Here is a 22623-nt window from a genome sequence, read left to right on the forward strand (position 1 = left end):
GCCGGATGAGCGAGACGACGGTCCGAGGCGGCGCCGGCTACTGGTACCCGGACGAGTCCTCGACGCGTCGTGCCGTCGAGGTGCTCAGCGCGATGCGCGGGTACCGGGTCTCCGAGGTGGCGATGCGCCGCCGCACCCGCGAGAAGATGGCGATGGGCGAGACCGACCTGATCGCGATCCAGTTCCTGCTGCGGCGCCAGCGAGAGGGCGACCTCGTCAGCGCCAAGGACCTCGCCGCGCACCTCTCGATCTCCTCCGCCTCGACCACCGTGCTGATCGACCGGCTCGTCCGCAGCGGGCACCTGGTGCGCAAGCCCCACCCGAGCGACCGCCGCGGCATCGTCGTCGAGGCGACGGTCGACAGCGACCAGGAGGTCCGCGAGACGCTGCAGGAGATGCACCGCCGGATGCTCGAGATCGCGGAGGACCTCGACGCCGGCGAGGCCGAGGTCGTCGTCAACTTCCTCCGCCGGATGGGTGCCGCGGTCGACGAGATCGACGCCGACGCCACGGCCGACGACGAACCCGGGAAGTAGCTAGACCTTCTAGTAAAGAGCCGGACTAGGGATAGGCTGGCGGCATGGGTCAATTCCTCTACGGCACACCGCCGGCCGTGATCGAGATCGAGGACCGGACCCTCGCGCACCTGCAGATCGTCGTCTACGCGAAGTTCCGGCGCGACGAGCGCTTCAGCCTCACCCTCGACTCCATGCCCGAGGGGGCTCGCGGCCGCCACTCGTTCTGGATGAACCCGAACATCGCGCTGCAGTTCCACTTCGCCGGCAGCCGCCAGCCCACGATCAACCCGTCCTGGGTCGAGGTGCTGATGGACGCGGCGAACGGCGGCGGCGGGCTGCGCCTGCTGCCCGAGCCGCACGCCTGACCCGCGCCGCGGATCCGCTCCCGGCGGCGTCCGGCGACCTCCCGCCCCGCGCGTCTCCTAGGGTGGATCCGTGCGCCCGGGGGTGGGCGCGACGAGGGGGAGCACATGCGCGCACGAGTTCTGGGAGGCGCACTGCTCGCGCTGGTGGCCGCGGGGGTGCTCACCGGCTGCTCCGCGCCGACTCCGGCGCCCACGGTGACGGTCTTCGCCACCGCGACGCCGACGCCTGATCCGACCGTCACGGCCGCGCTCCCGCAGTCGACCGCCACGGTCTTCGTGCCGGTGCCGGAGGCGACCGTCACCTTCACTCCGAACGACGTGCCGGTGATCCCGGAGACGGCCTTCGCCGTCGACAACGGCGCGGTCCCGGGAGCGACCGGCGAGCCGGCCACGAACGGCGCGGGGGAGATCATCACCTACACCGTGGTCGCGGGCGACTCGTTCTTCGACATCGCCCAGCGCTTCGGGATCCCCGTGCAGCAGCTGCTGCGGATGAACCCGGGGGTCGCGGGGGCGGGCGAGGCGGTCTACATCGGCAACGTCATCAACCTCGACGCGAACTCCCTGGGCTGAGCGCCGACGCCGCGCCGGTCGCCGACCGGTCGCCCGGGGCCGCTCCGGCCGCCGGCGAGGCGCCGGGCGCTACTCCGACTTCGGCAGCAGGTGGAAGGCGAGCGCGAGCGACGCCGAGATCATCAGGATCCCGCCGAAGAAGAGGAACCCGGCCAGGTCGGGCAGCAGGAACGAGTTGCCGAGCACCAGGATCCCGCCGAGGAAGAGCACGAAAGAGAGGACGACGCCCAGACCAGTCATGCCCTCATCGTACGGGGCGCAGGACGGGAAGGGCGCCCGGCCTCAGGGCAGCAGGAGCGCTCGCAGCTCGCCCGCGCCCGAGGCCACCGCGATGGTGCCGACCGCCTCGAGCGGGGAGCCGTAGCCCCACTCGACCATGATCGTCGGCACCCCGTGCGCGGCGGCGCCGTGCACGTCGTGCTCGCGGTCGCCGACCATGACCGGCGTGGAGAGGTCGACGCCGATCTCGCGGAGGCGGCGCAGCGCCTCCTCGACGACGTCCGCCTTGGCGCTGCGGACCTCGTCCTCGGAGGCGCCGCAGATGATCGTGAAGTACTGCGCGAGGCCGTAGTGCTCGAGGACCCGGCGCGCGGCGGACTCCGGCTTCGAGGTGGCGAGCGAGAGCGGGATGCCGGCGGCGGCGATGCCCGCCAGCAGCTCCGGCAGACCGGGGTAGACGCTGGAGTCGAAGAGACCGCCCGCGTTGTAGCGGCGGCGGTAGACGACGAGGGCGGCCTGCGCCTCGTCGACGCTCATCCCGCCGAGCTCGCGGAACGCGTCGAGCAGCGGCGGTCCGACGTAGGCGAGCAGCTCGACGGGGGTGGGCACCGGGCGGCCGAGCTCGACGAAGGTGTCCACGAGGGTGCCGGTGATGCCGGGCGCCGAATCGGTGATCGTGCCGTCGAGGTCGAAGAGGATGCAGCTCCAGGTCGCTGCGATGCCGGGCTGCGCGTCGGGCGCGAGAGTGGTGTCGGACATGGCGGGCTCCTGCCCTCGGAGGGACGTCGTGATCCCGGCGGTGTGCCCCGTCGGGGGGAACACTCTACGGTGCCGGGGCGTCGAGGGACTGCTCGATGAACGACCGGGTGACGACCTGGGCGATCGAGCCGGCGTCGAGCTGGACGGCGACGAAGTCGGCGGTGCGGATCAGCGCGAACGCCTCGCGGCCGGGCAGGACCAGCATCTGCACGCGCGGGTGCTGCTGCCGGGGGACGGCGGCGCGCAGCTCGTCGGTCGAGGTGAACAGCGGGAGCACCTGCTCGCCGGTGGTCGTCGCGACCACGCGCACGTGAGGCACGCCACCGGGCTGCGAGCCGGTCACATCGACGACGAGCGAGCCCTCGAGGCAGGCGGCGAGGAGGCGCTCGACCCCCTCCGCGGTCGCGTCGGCGACCAGTGCCTCGAGCGCTTCGCGCGCCGCGGTGTTGCGGTACGGGCCGGGTCGCGACGGGCGGGCAGGGGGTCCGTTCCTCCGTGGCATGTCTTCACGGTATCCGGGTTCGCGCCATCTCTCGAATCCATCGCGACAATCGCGCGCATTCGATGTCCGAGTGCGCTATACGACGGATGCCGGAGAGATGAGCCGATTCTCAGGCGGATTGCGACGCTTATCCTGAGTATCGGCGCAGATGACGACGGAGAATCGGGCGAATGGCGCCGATAAGTGCTCGACCGCCGACAAGAAGGGGTAATGTCTCCTCCTGTCAGTGACATCCAGGAGGAAAAGTGGCCCAGAAGATCACGCTTGTCGACGATATCGACGGAACCCCTATCGACTCCGGGGACGGCGGCACCGTCCGCTTCAGCATCGACGGAGCCAACTACGAGATCGACCTCGGTCCGGACAACATCGCCGAGCTGCACTCCGTGCTCGAGAAGTTCGTCTCGAACGGCCGCCGCGTCGGCTCGCGCCCCGCTGCCGCCACGTCGGTCGCCTCGGCGTCGAAGAGCGACCCCAAGCAGCTCAAGGCCGTCCGCGAGTGGGCGAACGCCAACGGACACCAGGTGTCCGACCGCGGTCGCATCCCCGCCGAGGTCCAGGCGGCCTACGCCGCTGCTCACAAGTAGAGCCGCGCCGGGCGCACCGAGAGGTCGCGCCCGCATCGTCGAAAGGCCCCGTCGATCCGTCGACGGGGCCTTTCGCGTGCTGTTCTCCACGACCGCTCGTGGATTCTCGCAGAGCCCCTGGAAAGGGGGACGCGAGCGCTAGAAGAGGCGGGTGTGCGAATCGTCGACGCCGCGCATCGACTCGTAGTCGAGCACGACGCAGCGGATGCCGCGGTCCTGCGCGAGGGTCCTCGCCTGCGGCTTGATCTCCTGCGCCGCGAAGACTCCGGTGACCGGGGAGAGGTGCGGATCGCGATTCATCAGCTCGAGATAGCGGGTCAGCTGCTCGACGCCGTCGATCTCTCCGCGGCGCTTGATCTCGACCGCCACGGAGGCGCCGCTCGAATCGCGGGCGAGGATGTCGACCGGTCCGATCGCCGTCATGTACTCGCGCCGGACGAGGGTGTGGCCCTCGCCGAGCAGATCGATCTGCTCGGCCAGGAGGCGCTGCAGGTGCGCCTCGACGCCGTCCTTGATCAGGCCGGGATCGACGCCGAGCTCGTGCGCGGAATCGTGCAGGACCTCGTGGATCGAGACGACGAGGGCGTCGCCGGTCTTGCGGTGCGTGACCGTCCACTGCTCGTGGACGCCGGCCGCGCGGGCGTCCTCGTCGGGCTCGCCGGTGCTGAGGATGCACGGGGGGCTCATCCAGTTCAGCGGCTTGTAGGAGCCGCCGTCGGAGTGCACGAGGACGCTGCCGTCGGCCTTGACCAGCAGCAGTCGGGTGGCGAGGGGGAGGTGGGCGCTGAGACGGCCGGTGTAGTCGACGGAGCAGCGCGCGATGACGAGACGCACCCGTCGAGGATAGACGGCGGTGGTCGGGGGCGGTCGGACGGGTGGGTCTCGATACGCCCCTGCGGGGCTACTCGACCAGCATGAGGGGGGGGCGGCGGACTCCCCATGACGGGTGAGGCCGCGGTCTTTGCTGATCGAGTAGGCCGCGGAGCGGGCGTATCGAGATCCGGCGGCGTCAGCAGGGCGGATTGCAGGCTCGTCGTGCTGGGGGCAGTGGGTCTCGATACGCCCCTGCGGGGCTACTCGACCAGCATGAAGGGGGCCCCTGCGGGGTCGAAGCGGGTCAGGCCATGCGGAGGACGTTGCCGGTGACACGGCGACCGGCGGGGGAGACGAGGTAGGAGACGAGGTCGGCGACCTCGTCGGGGCGGGCGACGTCGAAGAAGGCGTCGTTCGCGGCGACGGCGGCGTGGACGTCGTCGGTGACCCAGCCGGTGTCGGTGACGGGCGGGTGGACCGCGTTGGCCGTGACGCCGAGCGGGCTGAGCTCGAGCGAGGCGGAGATCGTGTAGTTCACCAGGGCGGCCTTGGCGGCGCCGTAGGAGACCTCGCCGGGGAAGCCGCGCTCGCCGCCCGAGGTGAGCGTCACGATCCGGCCGCCGTGGCCGCCGCGGCGCTCCAGCCGCTCGGCGAGCTCGGCGATCAGCAGTGCGCCGGCGCGGGCGTCGATGTCGAGCACCCGGTCGATGCTCGCGGCGTCGACCCGGCGCTGGGGGCGGCCCATCCAGTCGTTCGGGCGGGTGCGGAAGGTGTCGATGACGGAGCCGGTGGCGTTGTGCACGAGGACGTCGACCGGGCCGAGCGACTCCTCCGCGGCGTCGAGGAGCAGGGCGGCGGAGGCGGCGTCGCGCAGGTCGGCGGAGGCGGCGCGGGCGCGGCCGCCGGCGGCGCGGATCCGCTCGGCGACCTGCTCGCCGTCGGTGCGGTGGGCGAGACGCTGGCGCTCCGGCTCGTACTCCGGCAGCTCCTCGGCGAGGAAGGCCACCAGAACGGCCAGACCATCGGCGGCGAGGCGCTCGGCGATCGCGGCGCCGATGCCGTGGTTCGCCCCGGTGACGACGGCGACGCGGCAGGGCTCGAGGCCCGGGGCGCTCATGCGCGCGCGCCGTCCTGCACGCGCTCCGCGGGCTCCTTCTGCGGGCGGGCGGCGGGTGAGGCGAGACCGGCGAGGACGACGAGGGCGAGCACCAGGAAGAGCGCGTTGAGGAGGCCGAAGTGCTCGCCGAGGAAGCCGATCGCGGGCGGGCCGACCAGGAAGGCGACGTAGCCGAGCATCGCGACGGCGCTGACCCGGGCCGCCGAGTGCGGGCCCTCGGCCGCGGCAGACATGCCGACCGGGAAGCCGAGCGAGCAGCCCAGGCCCCACGCGACCGCTCCGGCGATCACGAGGCCGTCGACCGGAGCGAGGATGAAGAGCAGGATGCCGACGATCGCCAGCCCGGCGGACGCGCGGAGCACCGGCACGCGGCCGAAGCGGTCGAGCACGGGGCCGCCGAGCACCCGGCCGACGGTCATCGCCGCGACGAAGACGCCGAAGACGACGGCGGCGGTGGTCTTGTCGGTGCCGTGGCCGTCCACCATGGCGAGGGTCAGCCAGTCGTTGGCCGATCCCTCCGCGAAGGCCATGCCCAGCATGATCAGGCCGATCAGCACCAGGCGGCGGTCGCGCCAGACACCGAGCGAGGCGGCGACGCGCTCGCGGACCGGCGCCTTCGCGACGACGGCGACCCCGGAGGTGTCGAGCTCGTCGCGGACGGGGACGAAGCGGATCGCGACGGAGACGGTGATCACCACGACGACGGCGACGCCCGAGAGGTGCGCGGCCACCGGCACGGCGAGCGCGGAGGCGGCGGCGCCGAGGATCGCGCCGAGGACGGTGCCGAGGCTGAAGAAGGCGTGGAAGAGCGGGAGCAGGGTCTTGCCGAACGCCTTCTCGTTCGCGGAGCCCTCGACGTTCATCATCACGTCGACCGCGCCGTTGCCGAAGCCCAGCAGGACCATGCCCGCGAAGGCGAGGGGGAGCGAGCCGAACGCGTCCGCCGCGAGGCCCAGGAGCGCGAGTCCGGAGGAGCAGACGACGAGTCCGGCGACCATGCCGCGGCGGGCGCCCAGCGCCGACATGATCGCGGTGGAGAGGCTGAGGCCGACGATCGCGCCGATCGACATCGAGAGGATCAGGAGGCCCACGCCGGAGGTGGGGAGCTGCAGCTCGTCGCGGATGGCGGGAGTGCGCGAGACCCAGGTCGCGATCGAGAGGCCGCTCAGCACGAAGATCGTGAAGACGGCGTTGCGCCACGCGACGAGCTGCGGGCGGCTGAGGGCGGTGGTCGAGGGCATGCGGGGTCCTGGCTGATCGCGGGGCGGTCGTGCGGCCTGATCGAGGGGAATCGAATCGATTCGATGCGGGCCGGTCTAAGCTATCCGGAACGCCGGGACCGGTCAAGGACGGGTCGCCGGGCGCCGGCCCTCCGGGTCGGGGACGAGGAGCACCGTGGAGTCGAGCAAGGCCGTGGAGTCGAAGAGCGGCGGAGCGCCGACGTCGCGCCCGACCCTCGCGCGGGTCGCGAGCCGGGCCGGGGTGTCGCCGTCGACGGCGTCGCTCGTGTTCAGCGGCTCCGGACCCGTCGCGGCCGCGACCCGCGAGCGGGTGCTGCTGGCCGCCGCCGAGCTCGACTACGCCGGGCCGGATCCGCGCGCGCAGTCGCTCCGGCGCGGACGCTCGGGCATCGTCGGGGTCGTCGTCGACGAGCGGGTGCTGCACGCCTTCCGCGACCCGATCAAGATCGCGATGCTCGACGGCATCGCGGACGTGCTCGGCGGGGCCGATGCGGGGATCCTGCTGCTCACCGAGACCGAGGGCGGCTCGGGGCTGCTGGCGACGGCGCCGGTGGACGCGATGATCCTGGTCGGCTGCAGTCCCTCCGTCGACGACTCCGTGGCGGTGCTGCGGCGGCGCGGCGTGCCGGTCGTGGTGGTCGAGGGGGTCTCCGATCTGGGGACCGCCGTCGTCTCGCTCGACAACCGGGAGGCGACCCGGACGCTGGCCGAGCATCTGCGGGAGCTCGGGCACGAGCGCGTCGCCGTCGTCTCGCTGCCGTTCGCGAAGGACCGCCGGCGCGGGCCGATCCCGGCCGACTGGCGCGCGAGCCCGAGCATCACGGCGGTCGAGCGGCTGCTGGGGGCGCGGGACGTGTTCGGCGACCTGGCGGTCGTCGCGGCGGGGGCGAGCACGGTCGACGAGGGCGTCGCGGCCGGGCAGGCGCTGCTCGATGCCGCCCGGCCGCCGACGGCCGTGATCGCGCAGAGCGACCTGCTGGCGGCCGGGGTGATCCTCGCGGCCGAGCAGCTCGGACTGCGGGTGCCGGCCGACGTGTCGGTGGTCGGCTTCGACGGGGTGCAGGTGCCGGGGCTCGCGGCCGAGTACGACCTGACGACGATGGCGCAGCCCGCGGTGGAGAAGGGCCGGGCCGCGGCCCGCGCCGTCCTCGCGCTGATCGCCGGCGACGAGGCCGAGCCCGTGCGCTTCACCTCCGTCTTCCACCGCGGCACCACGAGCGCGCCGCCGCGCTGACCCCTCCCGCGAGATGCCACTTATGAGCGGATTCTGCGGCGTGTCGTGCTCATAAGTGGCATCTCGCGGAGGGGGGGGAGAGAGGGGGGCGCCGGGAGTTGTCCACAGGGTTGTCCACAGGGTGTTCGAAACTTCGTTCGAGGGTCAGCGGAGCCAGACGTCGCCGCGGAAGCGGAGGCCGAGGGTGAGCGCGCGGGCGCCGAGGAAGCCCGCGGCGTAGGCGATCCAGAGGGCCAGGAGGCGCCAGTCCTCGGGTGCGAGGGGCGCGAGGAGGGCCAGCGGGGCGAGGGCGGCGAGGTTCACGAGGCCGCTCAGGGCGAGGTAGCGGCCGTCGCCGGCGCCGATCAGCACGCCGTCCAGGACGAACACGAAGCCGCCGAGAGGAGCCGTCAGGCCGACCACGACGAGGGCGGCGGGGAGCAGGCGGAGGACCTCGGGGTCGCTCGAGAAGACGAACGGGAGCACTCCGCTGGTCGCGACGATGACCGCTCCGAGGGCGACTCCCGCGCCGATTCCCCAGGTCACACAGCGTTTCGCGACCGCTCGGGCCCGCGCGGGGTCTCCCTCGCCGAGGAGGCGGCCGAGCAGCGCCTGCGCCGCGATCGCGACGGCGTCGAGGGCGAAGGCGACCGTGGAGAACAGCGTCATCGCGACCTGGAACGCGCCGAGCTCCTCGGCGCCGAGCGAGCCGGCGACCGCGACCGCGAGCAGGATGGCGGCGCGCAGCGAGGCGGTGCGCAGCAGCAGCCAGCCGCCCGAGCCGGCGGAGGCGCGCAGCCCGGCCGGGTGCGGGCGCAGCGGCGCTCCGACGCGGCGGGCGAGCCGCAGGGCGATCACCGCGTAGGCGCCGAACATGCCCCACTGGGCGATCACCGTCCCCAGGGCGGACCCGGTTATCCCCAGGCCGCCGGGGTAGATCAGCACGGCGTTCAGGGCCGCGTTCACCGCGAATCCGCCGCCCGCGATGATCAGCGGAGTGCGGGTGTCCTGGAAGCCGCGGAGCAGGCCGGTGAGGGCGAAGACGCCGAGCATCGCGGGGATGCCGGCCATGCTCACCGAGAGGTAGCGGACGCCCGCGTCGGCGACCGCGGGCTCCGCGCCGAAGAGGCCGATGAGGGCGGGAGCGGCGAGGGCTCCGGCGACCGCGATGACCGCGCCGAGGGCGAGCGCGAGCCAGCCGCCGTCGATGCCGGCCGCGACCGCGCGGCGCTCGTCGCCCTCGCCGAGCGCGCGGCCGACCCGGGGCGTGGTGCTGTAGGCGAGGAAGACCATCAGGCCGACGATCGTCTGCAGCACCGCGCCGCCGAGGGCGAGGCCGGCCAGCGGCACCGCGCCGAGGTGGCCGACGAGGGCGGAGTCGGTGAGCAGGAACAGCGGCTCGGCGATCAGCGCCCCGAGCGCGGGCACGGCGAGCCGCAGGATGCTGCGGTCGAGGGTGCGGCGGTCGGCGGTGGTCACCCGCTCGACGGTAGCGGGGCGGGCGGGGTGCGCGGGCGGGGTGCGCGGGCGGGGTGCGCGGGCGGTGTGCGCGGGCGGTGGCTACGGTGGAGGCACCCCCGGACGGAACGAGCACCATGGCATCCCGCACTCCCCGCCTCGGCCTCGGCCTGGCCGCCGTCGGGCGACCGGCCTACATCACCGCCGGGCGCGACGGCGATCTCGGGCCGCCGGAGGGGCGCAGTGTCGACGCCCTCCGCGCGCGGACGCACGAGCTGCTCGACACCGCGTGGGACCTCGGTGTCCGCTTCTTCGACGTCGCCCGGTCGTACGGACGCGCCGAGGAGTTCCTCGGCGGGTGGCTGGCGGAGCATCCGGAGCGGCGCGGGGAGCTGACGGTCGAGTCGAAGTGGGGCTACGAGTACGTCGGCGACTGGGCGATGGACGCGGCGGTGCACGAGCGCAAGGAGCACTCGGTCGCGATGCTCGAGCGCCAGTGGTCGGCGACGCTCGCGGCGCTGGGGAGCGCGCCGGACCGGTACCTCGTGCACTCGATCACTCCGGAGAGCCCGGCGCTCGTCGACCGCGAGCTGCTGGACCGGCTGCGCGGGCTCGCCGGGTCGGGCGTCGCGGTCGGGCTGTCGACGAGCGGGCCGGAGCAGGCGCGGACGATCCGGCTCGCCCTGGCGATCCCGGACTCGCCGTTCAGCACGGTGCAGACGACGTGGAACCTGCTCGAGCGCTCGGCCGGCGCGGCGCTCGCCGAGGCGCACGGCGCGGGGTGGACCGTGGTGGTCAAGGAGGCGCTCGCGAACGGGCGGCTGGTCGGCGACCGGGCGCCGGCGGAGCTGCGGGGGCTGCCGGGGGTGCCGGAGGACGTCGCGCTCGGTGCGGCGCTCGGGCGGTCGTGGGCCGACGTGGTGCTGAGCGGGGCGGCGACTCCGGCGCAGCTGCGGGAGAACGTGCGCGCGCGGGCCGGCGCGGTGCCGGAGGGGCTGCCGGCGCAGGATCCGGGGGAGTACTGGGCCGAACGGTCGGCGCTGGCCTGGCGCTGACGCGCGGGCGGGTGAGCGGCTCGGGGGACCTCGGGCTCGCGGGATCGGGTTCGGCTCGCGGGACCGGGCGGTTCCGGCGTGCCGGAGGTGGATTCGCGTGCCGGAGGTCGGCCGGGGTCGGGTTCGGCTCGCGGAATGTGGTCGGGCTCGTGGGATCGGGCGGTTTCGGCGTGCCGGAGGTGGTTTCGCGTGCCGGAGGTCGGGCGGCGTCGGTTCGGCTCGCGGAGTGAGGTTCGGCTCGCGGAATCGCGCAGATCTCGCGTGGCGGAGGCGGTTCCGCGTGCCGAAGGTCGACCGGGGGTCGGGTTCGGCTCGTGGAACGGGGTCGGGCTCGTGAGATCGGGCGGTTCCGGCGTGCCGGAGGTGGTTTCGCGTGCCGGAGGTCGGGTGAGGGGCGAGCGGGTCAGTGCGGGGCGACGGCCGCCAGCCACTGTGCGACGAGGGGGGTGAGCCAGGACGGGTCCTCGCCGGGGGCGAGTGCCAGGACGGCGCGGTCGGGGGCGCGCCAGTCGAGGCGGTGGCCGGGGTCGGACAGCGCGTCGGCAGGGGGCGGGCCGGCGAGGGGCGCGGCGCCGCGGTGCAGGATCACCTCGACGCGGTCGCCGGGGCGGAGGCGGAGGGTCACCAGGTGGGCGCCGATCGCGTAGCTCGGGGCGTTCCACTTCACCGACTCGACCAGGCGCTCGTCGGCGGCGAGGACCGCCTCGCGCATGCGCTCGATCTGCTCGCGGCGCGGGTGGTGCATCGCGTCGACGTGCGCGGTGGTGGTGGCGGCGAGACGGGGCATGGGGACACGGTGGCAGAGGTTCGGGGGTGGGTGGGTCTCGATACGCCCCTGCGGGGCTACTCGACCAGCATGCGAAGGGGGTGCTCGACCAGCATGGGCGCGGGGCCCTTCATGCTGATCGAGTAGGCCGCGGAGCGGGCGTATCGAGATCCGGCGTTGCGGGGACGGTGGGTCTCGATACGCTCCTGCGGAGCTACTCGACCAGCATGTGCTCGATACGCTCCTGCGGGCTATTCGACCAGCATGTGCTCGACACGCCCCCTGTGCGGCGGAGCCGCTCGATCGGCGGCTACGTGGTCTTCACCGCGTTGTCGCCGTGGTTGCCGATGACCTCGTAGGCGGTGCTGCCGACGGCGCGGACGGGCTTGGCGTTGACGTGGCCGGTCGCCCACTGGTTGCCGAGGACGGAGACGGCGCGGGCGTTGAGGGCCTCGACGCAGTGGGTCCAGCCGGAGCCGGCGTCCTCGCAGGCGAAGATGTTGCCGGTGATGCTGAAGCCGACGGTGCGGGCGGTCGGCGAGACGCCGAGGATCGCGATGGCGGGGTAGGTGTTCGCGGCCGCCTTGCCGCCGTTGCTGATCGCGTTGCCGACGATCTGGATCTGCGCGAGGTCCTCGGTCAGCCACGGCGGCATCGTGTAGACGAGGGACTGCCGGCGCGCCCCCTCCATGATGTTGTTCGCGATGGTGATGCGGCGGTTGCCGCGCAGCTCGATGTTGATCTGCGGCGAGCCGTCGAGGTGGTTGCCGAGGATCCGGATCGGGCCGCCCTCGATCGAGAGGTCGGCGTAGCTCGCGCCGATGTTGTTCTCCACGATCCAGGAGTCGATCATCCGGTAGCCGGTCCAGATGCCGGTGCCGGTGCACTGGTCGATGCTGCAGCGCTGGATGCGGTTGAGCAGGCCGAGGTCGCCGAAGGTTCCGTCGTTCAGGCGCATGCCGTAGTCGGTCCAGCCGTAGAGCTGCAGCGAGTCGAGCACCGTCTTGTCCAGGTGCGCGGAGACGCAGGGCGAGCCGAGGCCGTTCGCGTCGAGGATCAGGTTGTCGAAGCGGCAGGCGGAGAAGGCACCGGTGACGACGGGGGCGTTCGTCAGCGAGCGGATCCGGGTGGACAGCTCGCCCGCGCCGCGGAAGGCGATGCTCGCCAGGCCCTCGGCGCGGCCGATCGATCCGGCGATGCGGTAGATGCCGCGCGGGAAGTACACGACACCGCCGTAGCTGGCGACGGCCGCGTCGATCGCGGCGTCGATGGCGGGCAGGTCGTCGGTGCTGCCGTCGCCGGTCGCGCCGTAGTCCTGGACGTTGTAGACGAGCTCGCCCTTCGCGACGGGGCGCTCGCCGGAGACGGTGCGCACCGCCTCGGGGAGCTGGGTGACGGGGACGGTGGCCGTGGAGTCGAGGCCGGCGACTCCGCCCGGGGAGGCGATCTCGGAGTGCAGGACGGGGTCGGAGGGGGCGGTGCCGGCCGCGGCGGCGCCCAGAGGGGAGGCGAGGAGACTGCGACGGGTGAGGTCGGCGGTCAGTGCGGTGAGAGGGGGCATCCGCTCACAGTCGACCGGTCGGGGAGGCGGCGCCGACCTCCGAAGTGGGGCGTTGGGGCCGCAGGGATCGTCGACAGTCCGGCGGAGGCGGCGCGGAAGGGCCCACGGCCTAGCATGCCACCATGCCCCGTACGCGCGAGCTGAGCCTCCTCGATCTGGCGATCGCGGGCGTGCTGAGCCTCTTCGCGCTCGTGCTCATCGCCCGCGCGACGGCGCTGCTGATCATCACGCCGCCGGTCAGCTGGGCGTTCGTCGCCGCGTTCGGCGTGGCCGTCGCCCTCACTGCGGCGTTCCGGATCGCCCTCGGCCGCCGTTCGGGCATGCCGGTCGCCGGCCTGACGGTCACCCTCCTCGTGATCATGCAGCCGGAGGCCGACCCGTTCCGCCTGCTCGGCGTCTGGACGGCGGCGAGCCTGGTCACCCAGCTGCTGCAGACCAGGAACCTCGCGGTCGCGGGCTACGTCACGGGACTGGGGTCCCTCGCCGCGCTCCTCTACGTCACCGTCTTCCAGGCGGGGAGGGCCGTGCTGACGCCGCCGATCGCGCTGCTCGCGGCGAGCGCGCTCTTCCTCGCCGTCATCCTGCTCGTCGACCTCCTCCGCCAGCGCGGCCGTTGGGGGATGCAGTGGGAGCGGGGCTTCGGCGCCCTCTCGCTCAAGCGGGTCGGCTTCTACCTCGCCCTCGTCTGGCTGCTCAGCACGGCCGTCTGGCTCCTGGACGCCGTCGTCGTGCCGGCGATGGCGGGGGACCCCGCCATCGAGCAGAGCCCGATGGTCGTCCTGGTGGTCGGCGCGCTGGTCTTCGGCGTGGCGAAGCGGATCGAGGTGCGCGGAGTGCGGCGCCGGCTCGCCGGCGTGCTCGACGCGGCACTCGCGCTGCCCTGGGGGACCGTGGAGCAGGCGGAGCGGAAGATCGTCCGCCACGCGCTGACCTCGATCGAGGCGGACGCGATCGAGGTGCGCGACGAGCCCGCCTCCGGACGGGAGATCGCCTCCGCCATGCTCCTGCCCGACGGCCGGACCCGGTACGTCGTCGCGTCGAAGCGGGTGAGCGCGATCCCGTTCAACGACGACGACGAGCAGATCCTCGACGCCCTCGCGCACATGGGCGCGGACACGCTGAGCACCCGCCACGACGTCGAGTCGCTGCGGCGCTCCGTGGACCACGACGCGCTGACCGGGCTGCCGAACCAGCGGGTGTTCCAGTCGGCGCTCGCCGTCGCCAACCGCGAGCGGCGGCCGTTCGAGGGCATCGCGGTGCTCTTCCTCGACCTGGACGACTTCAAGGACCTCAACGACGGCCGCGGGCACCACGTCGGCGACAAGATGCTGCGCCTGGTCGGGGAGCGGCTCGCGGAGGTGGCCGACGAGGGCGGAGTCGCCGCGCGGGTCGGCGGCGACGAGTTCGCGCTGGTGCTGCGCGGACTCGACTCGGCCGAGGACGCGCGCCGGCGGGCGCAGGCCCTGGTCGAGCGGGTGAGCGAGCCGGCGACCGTCGACGGCGACACCCTCGCCCCGGTGGTGACCGTCGGCGTCGCGTTCTCGGCGCACGAGGAGACGGACCCGACGACCATCGTGATCGAGGCCGACCGCAGCATGCTCGCGCTCAAGCGCGGGCGGGGCCGCAGCGGCCGCGGGCGCTCGAGCAGCCTCGACGTCACCTCGGTGCTGACCGACCCGGTGCGCGAGGTGGCGTCGCGCGCCCTCCGCGACCGCACCCTCGACCTCGCCTTCCAGCCCGTCGTCGACCTCGGCACCGACCGGATCTGGGCCTACGAGGCGCTCGTGCGGCTGGAGGACCCGGTGCTCGGGCGGATCGACCCGTCCCTGCTGATCCGGACGGTGCGGCACGCCGGCCTGCTCGACGAGCTGACCGTGCAGGTGGTGGAGAAGGCGATGTCCGCCGCCGCCTGCTTCCGCGACTCCGGTGCGGGGGTGGAGTGCATGAGCGTCAACGCGGACCTGGAGCAGCTCGCCGACGAGCGGCTCGGCCCGTACTTCGCCGCCGTGCCCGAGCGCTTCCCGGGCCTGCGGTTCTGCCTCGAGCTCAGCGAGGGGTCGCTCGCGGCGGCGACGGACGAGCTGCGCGCGCAGGCCCAGCTCCTGCGCGACGCGGGCGTGCTGCTGGCGCTGGACGACTTCGGCACGGAGGGCTCCTCGGCGCTCGCCGTGGCGACGTTCCCCCTCGACGTCGTGAAGCTCGACCGCGCCCTGATCGCCGACCTGACGACCGAGCTGCGCCAGCGCGAGATCGTCCGGGCGATGCAGTCGTTCGCGGTCGCGGTCGGGGTGCGGATGATCGTCGAGGGGGCGGAGGACGAGGAGACGGTCGCGGTGCTGCGCGAGCTCGGAGTGACCGATGTGCAGGGATTCGTCTACGGCCGGCCTGACACTCGGACGGGGGCGGAGCACCGATTGCTCACCACCGGTTCGGGTGTCGGCGACTGCCTAGACTGACGCGAGAACGGGGCGTTTCCCCCGCACTTCCGCGGTTCTCCGCCGAGCTTTCGTGCACGACCGTTCCACTCTCCATCCTCGAGCGCCGGACCTCCCGGACTCCCGTATGCCGATCGGAACCCCGCCCCATGGCTTCTCCGCTCCTGCCTCGACGCGCCCTCGTCCCGGTCCTCGCCCCGGTGCTCTGCCTCGGTCTCGTCCTCGGCGGCGCGACCTCCGCGTCCGCCGCCGACCTCGTCGATCCGGCCACCGGCGGCGTCGTCCAGGGGCTCGAGAGCGACGCCGTCGTCTCGGTCTCGGCCGGCTCCGAGCCGCAGTTCGTCACCGTCCCGGTCGCCGACGGGGTCGTGCCGACCCGGGTGATCGCGTCGCTCGCTCCGCTCGAGCCGCTCACCGGCACGCTCTCGGTCATCGTGTCGGGCCGGGTCGTGCAGACGCTCGACGCCGCCACCGCGACCGCGATCGACGCGCCGGTCCAGGCCTCCGACGTCGTGGACGGCGTGCTCGCGGTCGGCTTCCAGCTCGGCGGCTCCGGCGACTCGGGCGGCGCGCTCTGCGAGGTCGGGAGCGAGGTGCTGAGCGTCTCCGGCCTGGGTGTCGTCGTCGACGGCACCCCGACCGCGCCGACCACCGTCGGCGACTTCTTCCCGGACGCGGTCACCGCCGTCTCGATCGTCGTCCCCGACGGCGCCGACGACGCCCTGCGCGCGGCCGGGCTGTCCGCGGCCGCCTCGCTCGCCTCCCGCTACTCCTCCGGCACCGCGATCACCGTCTCGGAGGAGAGCGCGACCGAGGGCCGCCCGGCGCTGGACGCTGCGCAGGGCCGCATCGTGCGATTCGCGGCGGGGGACGGCGACGTCGTCAGCGCGATCGGCGACGCCGGCGGCGTGCCCGAGCTGACCCTCACCGGGGCGGAGGCGGACCTCGCCGCGGCCGGCGCGGCGCTGGGCAGCGAGTACGCCGGCCTCGCCTCGAGCGCGACCACCACCGGTCTCGCGCAGAAGGTCGTCCCCTCGAGCTCGCTCGAGCACACGCTGGCCGACTTCGGCACCGAGCGCATCGCCCTCGGCAGCACCGGGGCGTCGACGAGCTACACGACCATCACGCAGTCCGCGTTCGGCGGGCCGGTCTCGAGCGTCGAGCTGGACCTGGTCGGCACGCACTCCGCCGTCCCCGAGGGGATCACCGCGACCGCGAACGTCTACTGGAACGACTTCCTGATCGGCTCGACGGTGCTGGGCCAGGACACCGACGTCGCGATGACGCTGCCGGTGCCGACCGGGCAGCTCAGCGCGTCCAACGGCCTCTCGGTGACGCTCTCGGCCGTGCGTGAGAGCGACGGCGCCTGCATCGGCTCGGCCGACTCCGTGCCGATCGAGTTCTTCGTCGACGGCGCGGGCTCGAGTGTCACCGGCGTCCGCGGCGAGTCCGCGGCGCCCGGCTTCGGCCGCTTCCCGCAGGCCTTCGGCGGCGAGCTCGCCGTCGCGTTCGGCGGCTCCGCGAGCGGTGCCGACGCGCTGCGCAGCGCCGGCGACCTCGTCACCGCGCTGCAGCGGGTCGACTCCGACCCCCTCGCCGTCTCGGTCGTGAGCGTCGACGAGTTCGTCGACTCGGACCGCTCCGGGATCGTCGTGGGTGCCGGGACCGACGAGGCCGAGGCGCTGAAGACGCCGCTGCGCCTCGCCTCCTTCACCGCGATCGACGCCTCGCGCCTCAGCTACGGCGTCGGCACCGAGGCGCCCTACGCGGCCCTCGAGGCCTTCACCACCGACGGCCGCGACATCGTGCTGCTGGGCGGCTGGAGCGCCGACGGCGACGCGACGGCGTCCTCCGCCCTGCAGTCCTCGATCGCCGGCTGGGCCGCGGAGGAGGGCTGGACCTCGCTGTCCGGGAACCTCGCGGTCTCCGGTTCGACCGAGTCCGACCCGGTCGCGATCGACAGCAACGAGATCACCCCGCAGGACGAGGTGAAGGACGACTACTCCTCCTACGCGATCTGGTTCGTGATCGCGGTCGTGGTGATCGGCCTGCTGATCCTCCTCGGCTGGCTGGCGCGCCGTCGCCGGTCGCGGAAGGTCGCCGCCTACGTCGACGCGCAGGAGCGGGCGGCCGGCGAGCCCGCGGCCGCCGACTCCGCCGCTGCGCCCGCCTCCGCGCCGGCCGCGGAGGGCGACCACCCCGCCGCGCGCCACTCCTCGACCGACTGACAAGCGGATGACCAGCACGATCGCCGCCCCGCCGCCGGTGGCCGGCGCGCCCGCCCGCCTCCCCTGGTGGCGGGAGGCGTGGGAGCGCCTCGGCCGGCCGGTCACCGGGCGGCAGGTGCCCGGCACGGTCGTGATCCTGGTGGTCTCGCTGCTGGTCGGCTTCGCGGCCTGCCTGGTGACCACCTCCTCCGGGATCAACCTCGCCTACGCGGACACCCAGAGCCACCTCTCGATCTCGCGGCGCATCTTCGACTCGAAGGCGCCCGGCTTCACCCAGCTCGGCACGGTCTGGCTGCCGGTGCCGAGCCTGATCCTGATCCCGTTCGTGCAGTCGCTCTGGCTCTGGCACACGGGCTGGGCCGCCGGGCTGCTCGGCATGATCTGCCTGGCCGGCACGGCCTGCGGCGTCTACCGGATCTCGGCGCGGGTGGGCCACCTGCGCGCCGGCCGCCTCACCGCGGTGCTCCTGGTGCTGGCGAATCCCGGCGTGCTCTACGCCTTCTCGACGGCGATGACGGAGCCGGTGCTGATCGTCACGATGGTCGGCTGCTTCTCCGGGCTGGCGCACTGGGTCACCAGCCGGCGCAACCTCAGCGCCGGCGAGATGATGGTCTTCTCCGGCCTGCCCGCCGCGGCCGCGACGCTCTCGCGCTACGAGGGCTGGGTGCTCGTCTTCGGCGGCACGTTTGTGGTGCTGATCGTCGCCTGGCGGAAGAAGCGGTCCTTCGTCTACGCGATCAAGATGGCGAGCGCGTTCGGGATCCTGCCGCTGATCGCGATCGTCTGGTGGCTGGTCTACAACTTCGCGGTCTACAGCAACCCGCTCGAGTTCATGAACGGCCAGTACTCGGCCGCGAATCTGCAGAAAGCGGTCGCCGACGCGGGGCTGCTCGCCTACCAGGGCAACGCGGGGCTCACGCTCTGGTCGTACAACTGGGCGGTCCTCGAGACCTCGGGCCTGCTGACGGTCGCGCTCGGCCTGGCCGGTGCGCTGGTGCTGGCCTGGCGGCGCGGGATCTCGGACGACGCCCTCGTGATCTGGCTGATGATCGTCTCCTACGCCTTCTCGCTGCTGAGCCTCTACCTCGGCCAGACGCACATGAACAACGACCAGACCCTGCCGACGAACTGGTGGAACAACCGCTACGCGCTGTCGGTGCTGCCGTTCCTCGCGGTGCTCGGTGCCGTGCTGGTCGACGCGCTGCGGCGGGTGCCCCGGATCGGCGCGGGCGCGCTCGGCCTCGTGCTGGTGCTGCTCGGCGCGCAGACGGCCTGGTGGGCGCAGGACCTGGACCGCAACGCGGTCATCGCGGAGGCGACCGGCTACGTCTCGATCAAGGAGGCGTCGGGCGCGACCGCGGCCGCCCGGTTCCTGAGCGAGAACTACGACGGCGGCGGCATCCTGATCGACGAGAGCGCAGCCGGGAACGCGCTGCTGCCCGAGATCGGCGTGCCGCTCGCCGAGTACTACAACCGCTCGGCCGGCGAGCTGTTCGACGAGGCGCTCGCCGCCCCGTACACGCACGCGAAGTGGGTCTTCGTGACCACCGCGGACGCCCCCGAGCTGAGCGAGACCGGCGTCGCCGACCTCGTCTACGACGCGATCACCCGCGACTCCTCCTTCGACACCCGCTACCGGCCGGTGTTCGCGCAGGGGATCTACGTCATCTACGAGCGGCTCGGAGGCTGACCATGGCGACGACGACGCCCCGGGTGGGCGAGATCCTGCTGTCCCGCGGGCTGATCACGGCCGAGCAGCTCGACGAGGCGCTGCGCCGCCAGGCGCGCGAGGGCGGCTTGCTCGGCCGGCACCTCGTCATCGACGGCGCCGTCACCCGGCGCGAGATGTACGGGGCGCTGGCGGAGCAGTGGGACGCGCCGATGCTCGACCTGGTCGAGGAGCCGCCGGGGGCCGCGCTGCTGGCCCGCATCGGCGCCTCCACCCTGGTCGGCGCGGGCTGGGTGCCCTGGCGGGTGCTGCCCGACGGGACCGGCGTCATCGCGACCTCCGTCCCGCCGACCGAGGAGATGCTCGCCGAGGCGCGGGCGATGCTCGAGGTCGACGTCGTCACCGTGCGGACGACGACCGACTGGGACATCTTCCAGGCCGTCGAGAGCGCCTGCCGCGCCGCCCTGCTCTTCGGCGCGGCCGACTCGCTCGCGGTGCAGAGCGGCGACGAGTCGGCCAAGTCGGGGCTGCGCCGCTGGCAGGTGATCACTCCGCTCGTCGTCGCCGCGATCGTGATCGTCGGCGCCGTTCTCGCGCCGAGCCTGACCTTCGTGATCGTGCTCGCCGCGGCCAATCTGCTCTTCCTGATGAACATCGCCTTCAAGGCGCTGGCCGGCCTGCGCGCGCCGCTCAACCAGAGCTCGGTGAAGGCGTGGGAGGAGGAGGTGGCGATCGAGCGCGGCCGCCGCGGCCTGGACGTCTCGCCGCCGCGGATGACCGACGAGGAGCTGCCGATCTACACGATCCTCGTCCCCGCCTACAAAGAGGCCAACATCATCAGCAAGCTGCTGGTGAACCTCGGCGCCCTCGACTACCCGAAGGCCAAGCTCGAGGTGCTGGTGCTGCTCGAGGCCGACGACGACGAGACGATCTCGGCGGTGCGCCGGATGAGCCCGCCGGAGTACGTGCGCATGGTGATCGTGCCCCCGGGCGGCCCGCAGACCAAGCCGCGCGCGTGCAACTACGGGCTCAGCTTCGCCCGCGGCGAGTTCGTGGTGATCTACGACGCCGAGGACCGGCCCGACCCCGATCAGCTGCGCAAGTGCGTGCGGCTGTTCCGCGAGGACGCGTTCGAGCGCGAGCACGTGGATCCGGAGCAGAAGCAGCTCGTCTGCCTGCAGGGGGCGCTGAGCTACTTCAACGCCGACTACAACGTGCTCACCCGGATGTTCGCGGTCGAGTACGCGCACTGGTTCGGCGCGATGCTGCCGGGCCTGGACCAGTCGCACCTGCCGATCCCGCTCGGCGGCACCTCGAACCACTTCGAGACGCGCGTGCTCCGCGAGCTCGGCGCCTGGGACCCGTACAACGTGACGGAGGACGCCGACCTCGGCCTGCGCGTGGCCGCGCACGGCTACCGCGTGGGCGTCGTCGACTCCAACACCTGGGAGGAGGCGTGCGCCGAGGTCCCCGCGTGGATCAAGCAGCGCACCCGCTGGATCAAGGGCTACATGATGACCGCGGGAGTGAACACGCGGCACCCGATCCGCTGGTTCAAGGTGAACGGGGTGCTCGGCTCGCTGAGCCTGGTGGCGCTGATCATGGGGACGCCGGTCGCCTTCCTGCTCTACCCGCTGGTGCTCGGCTTCACCGTGATCACCTACATCGGCGTGCAGTTCCTCGGGCTGGATCTGCCGGAGTGGCTGATCGTCGCGGGGACGACGAACATGCTCTTCTCGAACACGCTGATGATCGTCGTCTCGGGGATCGCGGCGTGGAAGCGCTACAACTGGCGGGTCGCGGCGTTCGCGATCCTGAACCCCGTCTACTGGGTGCTGCACTCCATCTCGGCCTGGCGCGCGGCCTGGCAGATCGTCTTCAGCCCGCACAAGTGGGAGAAGACGCCCCACGGCCTCACGGAGGACTACGAGGACTCGACGATCGGGGCCCCGGCGTAGGTGCGCTCGCCGAGACGTCCCGTTCCGGTCGAGGCGTCCCGTTCCACCTGGACGTCTCGACCGTTCGAGGACGCCTCGGCGGCGTCAGAGCGGCGGGGCCGCCAGCAGCACGGCGCCGGCGGCGGCGCTCAGGGCGGCGACGAGGCACCAGCGGTCGGCGCGGACACGGCAGCCGCCCGCGCGCGCGAGCGCGGCGAGGCCGGCCGCCAGCACCGTGGCGCCGATCTGCACCGTCGCCGAGGTCCGCATCAGCGACCACGCCTCGAACGGAGGCACGCGGCCCCCGCCGGGCAGGAACGGCAGCCCCGCGACGCTCGCCGACGCCAGCAGCAGCAGCGCTGATCCGACCGCGAGAGCCACCACGACGTGCCCGAGCACCTCGGCCGCCGCCCGCTGCCGGGCGCTCGGCGCGGCGATCTGCGGGAGGACAGCGGAGGCGCTCGCAGCACTGCGGAGGGGCATGCGCCGAGCGTAGAACGCGGCCGCTCCCGGCGGACCCCCTTGCAGATCCCCCTTCCGGAGGTGATTCCGCGGGGGACGCCATTCCGGCTCCCGTTGCACGCGCGACGTTGTACATCGGGCTGATGTACGACGCTGCGGCGGCTTCTCGGTGGACCGGACTTCTGGCGGTGGTGGATCTCGATACGCCCGCTGCGCGGGCTACTCGATCAGCATGGAGGGGGCGTGCCCGGGAGTGCGCGATCAGCAGGGAGGAGGCATGCCCGGGAGTGCATGGACGGCGCGGGTCGGCATGCCCGGCGCTGCATGCTGGTCGAGTGGCCCCGAAGGGGCGTATCGAGACCCCGCTGCCGCCGGAGTCCCGGCAGCCGTCCGCGTCAGATGTTGAGGCGGTTGAAGATCGGGGACGGCAGCAGGCGGATGACCGTCATGATGACGCGCCACTTGGCCGGGGCGTAGGCGACCGCGCGGCCCGCGGCCATCGCGGCGGCGACGTCCTTCGCGACGGAGTCGACCGGGGCCAGCGAGGCGCCGCTCTGCTTGAGCGAGGCGGTCATCGGGGTGTCGGTCGGACCGGGCTTGATCAGCACGACGGACAGGCGCGAGCCGGCCAGGCGGTGCTGCAGGCCCTGGGCGAAGCGCTCGACGAGGCCCTTGGCGGAGCCGTAGACGTAGTTGGTCTTGCGGCCGCGGTCGCCGGCGACGGAGCCGATCACGCCGATGCTGCCGGAGGTCAGCGCGTTCGCGTAGGCCTCCATCCAGAGGGCCACCGAGACGCCGGTGACGACGAGCACGTCGCGGGCGACGGCGAGGTCGGCGGACGCCTCGTCCTGGGTGGTCATCGCGCCGTGGGCGATCAGCACGGTGTCGGGGGCGCCGCCCTCGAGCGAGGTCGCGACGACCGAGGAGATCGCGGCGGGGTCGGTCAGGTCGACCGCCGCCACCGACAGCGCGGCCGCGGGGAAGCGCACGCGCAGGTCCGTCGCCAGCGCCTCCAGCCGGCCGGCGTCGCGGCCGACCAGCAGGGCCGAGCGCGCGCCCGTGCCCAGCCACAGCCGCAGCGTGTGCTCGGCGATGGCGGAGGTCGCTCCGACCACGACGATCTTGGAGGGGGTACCAGTGCTCAC

21 protein-coding genes are annotated in these 22623 nt (G+C 73.1%); 10 read left to right on the plus strand and 11 right to left on the minus strand.

The window, feature by feature from the left end:
- The first annotated feature begins 5 nt into the window (after positions 1-5).
- The 3 genes from EDF35_RS07100 (at position 6) to EDF35_RS07110 (ending at position 1456) form a co-directional block, all read left to right on the plus strand.
- Entirely contained in the window at positions 6-536 is a 531-nt protein-coding gene (locus tag EDF35_RS07100; RefSeq protein ID WP_123706087.1) for a MarR family transcriptional regulator, read from the plus strand.
- Between the two features lie 44 nt (positions 537-580).
- Positions 581-883, plus strand: coding sequence for an ATP-dependent DNA ligase (locus EDF35_RS07105; protein WP_123447216.1), 303 nt, complete (start codon positions 581-583; stop codon positions 881-883).
- A 105-nt stretch (positions 884-988) separates the two neighbouring features.
- Complete coding sequence (locus EDF35_RS07110) at positions 989-1456, plus strand: LysM domain-containing protein (protein WP_123706086.1); 468 nt, start codon at positions 989-991, stop codon at positions 1454-1456.
- Positions 1457-1525: 69 nt separating this feature from the next.
- Here EDF35_RS07110 and EDF35_RS20745 read toward each other — a convergent pair whose 3' ends face one another.
- From EDF35_RS20745 to EDF35_RS07120, 3 genes are all read right to left on the minus strand, one after another.
- A complete protein-coding gene (locus tag EDF35_RS20745) occupies positions 1526-1696 on the minus strand; it encodes a hypothetical protein (RefSeq protein ID WP_164874567.1) in 171 nt (56 codons plus the stop codon).
- 42 nt (positions 1697-1738) lie between these two features.
- Positions 1739-2434 carry an HAD hydrolase-like protein gene (locus EDF35_RS07115; RefSeq protein ID WP_123706085.1) on the minus strand — a complete coding sequence of 232 codons (696 nt, stop codon included), beginning with the start codon at positions 2432-2434 and terminating at the stop codon, positions 1739-1741.
- 64 nt (positions 2435-2498) lie between these two features.
- Positions 2499-2936, minus strand: coding sequence for an SseB family protein (locus EDF35_RS07120; RefSeq protein ID WP_123706084.1), 438 nt, complete (start codon positions 2934-2936; stop codon positions 2499-2501).
- Positions 2937-3181: 245 nt separating this feature from the next.
- On the opposite strand from EDF35_RS07120, the gene EDF35_RS07125 reads away from it, so the two are divergent.
- The gene (locus tag EDF35_RS07125) at positions 3182-3523 is read left to right on the plus strand and encodes an Lsr2 family protein (RefSeq protein WP_123447211.1); all 342 of its coding nucleotides are present in this window, start codon (positions 3182-3184) and stop codon (positions 3521-3523) included.
- A 138-nt stretch (positions 3524-3661) separates the two neighbouring features.
- Here the strand turns inward: EDF35_RS07125 and nucS are convergent, their stop codons facing one another.
- The 3 genes from nucS to EDF35_RS07140 all read right to left on the minus strand — a co-directional run bounded on the left by nucS (position 3662) and on the right by EDF35_RS07140 (position 6694).
- On the minus strand, positions 3662-4357 hold the full coding sequence (gene nucS, locus EDF35_RS07130) for an endonuclease NucS (protein ID WP_123706083.1): 696 nt from the start codon (positions 4355-4357) through the stop codon (positions 3662-3664).
- A gap of 283 nt (positions 4358-4640) precedes the next feature.
- Positions 4641-5453, minus strand: coding sequence for an SDR family NAD(P)-dependent oxidoreductase (locus tag EDF35_RS07135; protein WP_133961373.1), 813 nt, complete (start codon positions 5451-5453; stop codon positions 4641-4643).
- A complete protein-coding gene (locus EDF35_RS07140; protein WP_133961375.1) occupies positions 5450-6694 on the minus strand; it encodes an MFS transporter in 1245 nt (414 codons plus the stop codon). Before EDF35_RS07140 ends, EDF35_RS07135 begins: the two co-directional genes overlap by 4 nt.
- Positions 6695-6848: 154 nt before the next feature.
- On the opposite strand from EDF35_RS07140, the gene EDF35_RS07145 reads away from it, so the two are divergent.
- Positions 6849-7928: a substrate-binding domain-containing protein gene (locus EDF35_RS07145; protein ID WP_243839868.1), complete on the plus strand. Its 1080-nt coding sequence runs from the start codon at positions 6849-6851 to the stop codon at positions 7926-7928.
- Between the two features lie 144 nt (positions 7929-8072).
- On the opposite strand, the gene EDF35_RS07150 is transcribed toward EDF35_RS07145, so the two are convergent.
- Complete coding sequence (locus tag EDF35_RS07150) at positions 8073-9386, minus strand: MATE family efflux transporter (RefSeq protein ID WP_243839869.1); 1314 nt, start codon at positions 9384-9386, stop codon at positions 8073-8075.
- 116 nt (positions 9387-9502) lie between these two features.
- On the opposite strand from EDF35_RS07150, the gene EDF35_RS07155 reads away from it, so the two are divergent.
- Positions 9503-10420: an aldo/keto reductase gene (locus tag EDF35_RS07155; protein ID WP_133961377.1), complete on the plus strand. Its 918-nt coding sequence runs from the start codon at positions 9503-9505 to the stop codon at positions 10418-10420.
- A 403-nt stretch (positions 10421-10823) separates the two neighbouring features.
- Here EDF35_RS07155 and EDF35_RS07160 read toward each other — a convergent pair whose 3' ends face one another.
- Positions 10824-11207: a DUF1801 domain-containing protein gene (locus tag EDF35_RS07160; protein ID WP_133961379.1), complete on the minus strand. Its 384-nt coding sequence runs from the start codon at positions 11205-11207 to the stop codon at positions 10824-10826.
- A gap of 289 nt (positions 11208-11496) precedes the next feature.
- Positions 11497-12747 (minus strand): glycosyl hydrolase family 28-related protein, encoded by a 1251-nt coding sequence (locus tag EDF35_RS07165; RefSeq protein ID WP_123731405.1) that lies wholly within the window; start codon positions 12745-12747, stop codon positions 11497-11499.
- A gap of 122 nt (positions 12748-12869) precedes the next feature.
- Here EDF35_RS07165 and EDF35_RS07170 point away from each other — a divergent pair, with 122 nt between their 5' ends.
- The 4 genes from EDF35_RS07170 (at position 12870) to EDF35_RS07185 (ending at position 21037) form a co-directional block, all read left to right on the plus strand.
- Positions 12870-15203: a bifunctional diguanylate cyclase/phosphodiesterase gene (locus EDF35_RS07170; protein WP_133961381.1), complete on the plus strand. Its 2334-nt coding sequence runs from the start codon at positions 12870-12872 to the stop codon at positions 15201-15203.
- Between the two features lie 128 nt (positions 15204-15331).
- Positions 15332-17410, plus strand: a complete 2079-nt coding sequence (locus EDF35_RS07175; RefSeq protein ID WP_133961383.1) for a hypothetical protein — start codon at positions 15332-15334, stop codon at positions 17408-17410.
- 7 nt (positions 17411-17417) lie between these two features.
- Positions 17418-19100 (plus strand): hypothetical protein, encoded by a 1683-nt coding sequence (locus tag EDF35_RS07180; RefSeq protein ID WP_123736191.1) that lies wholly within the window; start codon positions 17418-17420, stop codon positions 19098-19100.
- A 2-nt stretch (positions 19101-19102) separates the two neighbouring features.
- Entirely contained in the window at positions 19103-21037 is a 1935-nt protein-coding gene (locus EDF35_RS07185) for a glycosyltransferase (protein ID WP_123731403.1), read from the plus strand.
- Positions 21038-21121: 84 nt separating this feature from the next.
- Here EDF35_RS07185 and EDF35_RS07190 read toward each other — a convergent pair whose 3' ends face one another.
- The gene (locus EDF35_RS07190; RefSeq protein ID WP_133961385.1) at positions 21122-21499 is read right to left on the minus strand and encodes a hypothetical protein; all 378 of its coding nucleotides are present in this window, start codon (positions 21497-21499) and stop codon (positions 21122-21124) included.
- Positions 21500-21873: 374 nt separating this feature from the next.
- Positions 21874-22623 carry an SDR family NAD(P)-dependent oxidoreductase gene (locus tag EDF35_RS07195; protein WP_133961387.1) on the minus strand — a complete coding sequence of 250 codons (750 nt, stop codon included), beginning with the start codon at positions 22621-22623 and terminating at the stop codon, positions 21874-21876.

It is taken from the genome of Rathayibacter sp. PhB151 (assembly GCF_004366415.1).
In the GTDB taxonomy this organism is placed as follows: Bacteria; Actinomycetota; Actinomycetes; order Actinomycetales; family Microbacteriaceae; genus Rathayibacter; species Rathayibacter festucae.

What these genes read in the sequence shown, in the direction of transcription:
- EDF35_RS07175 (WP_133961383.1), top strand. Translation starts at nt 15,332, where the DNA reads ATGGCTTCTCCGCTCCTGCCTCGACGCGCCCTCGTCCCGGTCCTCGCC.
- EDF35_RS07140 (WP_133961375.1), bottom strand. Translation starts at nt 6,694, where the DNA reads ATGCCCTCGACCACCGCCCTCAGCCGCCCGCAGCTCGTCGCGTGGCGC.
- EDF35_RS07105 (WP_123447216.1), top strand. Translation starts at nt 581, where the DNA reads ATGGGTCAATTCCTCTACGGCACACCGCCGGCCGTGATCGAGATCGAG.
- EDF35_RS07115 (WP_123706085.1), bottom strand. Translation starts at nt 2,434, where the DNA reads ATGTCCGACACCACTCTCGCGCCCGACGCGCAGCCCGGCATCGCAGCG.
- EDF35_RS20745 (WP_164874567.1), bottom strand. Translation starts at nt 1,696, where the DNA reads ATGACTGGTCTGGGCGTCGTCCTCTCTTTCGTGCTCTTCCTCGGCGGG.
- EDF35_RS07100 (WP_123706087.1), top strand. Translation starts at nt 6, where the DNA reads ATGAGCGAGACGACGGTCCGAGGCGGCGCCGGCTACTGGTACCCGGAC.
- EDF35_RS07180 (WP_123736191.1), top strand. Translation starts at nt 17,418, where the DNA reads ATGACCAGCACGATCGCCGCCCCGCCGCCGGTGGCCGGCGCGCCCGCC.
- EDF35_RS07135 (WP_133961373.1), bottom strand. Translation starts at nt 5,453, where the DNA reads ATGAGCGCCCCGGGCCTCGAGCCCTGCCGCGTCGCCGTCGTCACCGGG.
- EDF35_RS07110 (WP_123706086.1), top strand. Translation starts at nt 989, where the DNA reads ATGCGCGCACGAGTTCTGGGAGGCGCACTGCTCGCGCTGGTGGCCGCG.
- EDF35_RS07165 (WP_123731405.1), bottom strand. Translation starts at nt 12,747, where the DNA reads ATGCCCCCTCTCACCGCACTGACCGCCGACCTCACCCGTCGCAGTCTC.
- EDF35_RS07190 (WP_133961385.1), bottom strand. Translation starts at nt 21,499, where the DNA reads ATGCCCCTCCGCAGTGCTGCGAGCGCCTCCGCTGTCCTCCCGCAGATC.
- EDF35_RS07160 (WP_133961379.1), bottom strand. Translation starts at nt 11,207, where the DNA reads ATGCCCCGTCTCGCCGCCACCACCACCGCGCACGTCGACGCGATGCAC.
- EDF35_RS07170 (WP_133961381.1), top strand. Translation starts at nt 12,870, where the DNA reads ATGCCCCGTACGCGCGAGCTGAGCCTCCTCGATCTGGCGATCGCGGGC.
- EDF35_RS07185 (WP_123731403.1), top strand. Translation starts at nt 19,103, where the DNA reads ATGGCGACGACGACGCCCCGGGTGGGCGAGATCCTGCTGTCCCGCGGG.
- EDF35_RS07155 (WP_133961377.1), top strand. Translation starts at nt 9,503, where the DNA reads ATGGCATCCCGCACTCCCCGCCTCGGCCTCGGCCTGGCCGCCGTCGGG.
- EDF35_RS07120 (WP_123706084.1), bottom strand. Translation starts at nt 2,936, where the DNA reads ATGCCACGGAGGAACGGACCCCCTGCCCGCCCGTCGCGACCCGGCCCG.